Origin of the sequence: Kitasatospora sp. NPDC005751, from assembly GCF_040630835.1 — a bacterium.
GTDB lineage: Bacteria > Actinomycetota > Actinomycetes > Streptomycetales > Streptomycetaceae > Kitasatospora.
The window spans coordinates 1-1,517 of record NZ_JBEXYC010000161.1 but is presented as its reverse complement, the minus strand read 5'-3'; the positions used below and the strand labels follow the sequence as shown (position 1 = coordinate 1,517).

The 1,517-nt window shown below is 65.2% G+C and carries 1 protein-coding gene; it reads right to left on the bottom strand.

Annotation, left to right across the window (positions count from 1 at the left end; translation table 11 throughout):
- Positions 1 to 91: 91 nt before the first annotated feature.
- Positions 92 to 1,195, bottom strand: coding sequence for an IS630 family transposase (locus ABZ497_RS36795; protein ID WP_359812505.1), 1,104 nt, complete (start codon positions 1,193 to 1,195; stop codon positions 92 to 94).
- Positions 1,196 to 1,517 lie beyond the last annotated feature (322 nt).

Sequence of the window (1,517 nt, the reverse complement as noted above, 5' to 3'; positions counted from 1 at the left end):
CAGTTGCGCTCGCGTCACACACCACGGTCTACCGGATCAGGACCCGCCGCGAAGGTGAATCGCCAAGATTGATCACGACCGAATACGTGCCCTAGTGTCCTGCGCCCGAGATCCGTCGGCAGAATCGGGCGAGGGAATCGAGGATCTCGTCCGCGGTCTTGGTCCAGGTGAACGGTGTGGGGGCCTCGTTCCAGGTCTTGATCCAGTTGCGGATGTCGCGTTCGAGGGTCTGGACGTTCTTGTGGGATCCGCGGCGGATCATCTGGTCGGTGAGGAAGCCGAACCAGCGCTCGACCTGGTTGATCCACGATGACCCGGTCGGGGTGAAGTGCATGTGGAATCTGGGGTGTTGGGACAGCCATGCTTTGATGGCCGGGGTCTTGTGGGTTCCGTAGTTGTCGCAGATGAGGTGGATGTCGAGGCCGTCGGGAACCTCCTGGTCGATCTTGACGAGGAACTTCCTGAACTCCGCCGCGCGGTGCCGTCGGTGCAGGGAACTGATGACCTTCCCGCTGCCGGTGTCGAAGGCGGCGAACAGGGTGGTGAGGCCGTTGCGCACGTAGTCGTGGGTCCGGCGCTCGGGCATGCCCGGCATCATCGGCAGCACCGGTTGCGACCGGTTCAAGGCCTGGATCTGGGACTTCTCGTCGACCGACAGCACCACGGCCCCCTCGGGCGGGTCGAAGTAGAGGCCGACCACGTCGTGGACCTTCTCGATGAACAGCGGGTCGGTGGAGAGCTTGAAGGTGTCCGCCAGGTGGGGCTTGAGCTGGAACTTCCGCCAGATCCGTCCCACCGTGGACTTCGACAGGCCGCTGTGGGCCGCCATCGAGCTCCGCGACCAGTGCGTCGCGTTCTTCGGGATCTCCTCCAGCGTCGCCACCACCACCGCCTCGACCTCGTCCACCGCGATGCTCGGCGGCCGGCCCGGACGCGGCTCGTCCACCAGGCCGTCCAGCCGATCCGCGAGGAACCGGCGACGCCACTTGCGGACCGTGTCCGCAGTAATCCCGAACTGCCTTGCGACGCCGACGATCGACGGTACATCCAGGCCGTCGCAGGCCAGCACGATCCGAGCCCGCATAGCCAACGCCTGGGCGGACGTCGCCCTGCGGGCCCACCGCGTCAGCACCGCCCGCTCCTCGTCGGACAACGACAACGGCTCCAACGCAGGACCACGACGACGCACCGGCACATCCGAAGAATCACTCACGCAAGATCTAACGACGGATCTCGGGCGCAGGACACTAGCAATCGAGCGGTGATCGATCGCGGAGATGGACCGGCGAGGGCGGTTGGCCGTCGGGAGGGTTGAGTAGTGCCCCACGTGGCGGGCCGGGAATTGACGGTTCGTCGGTCGCTGCTACCGGGTTCTCTGGTAGGGCTGACGGAAGCGGTGAGAACCTGACGGGGCGGGCATGCCTCACTAGCCGTTGCTCTATCGATCTTGGTGATCGTGAGTTCGAGTCTGCCGACTCGGTCGGGTGATCTTCTGGTCGGCAGGGCATGAAAGTGGG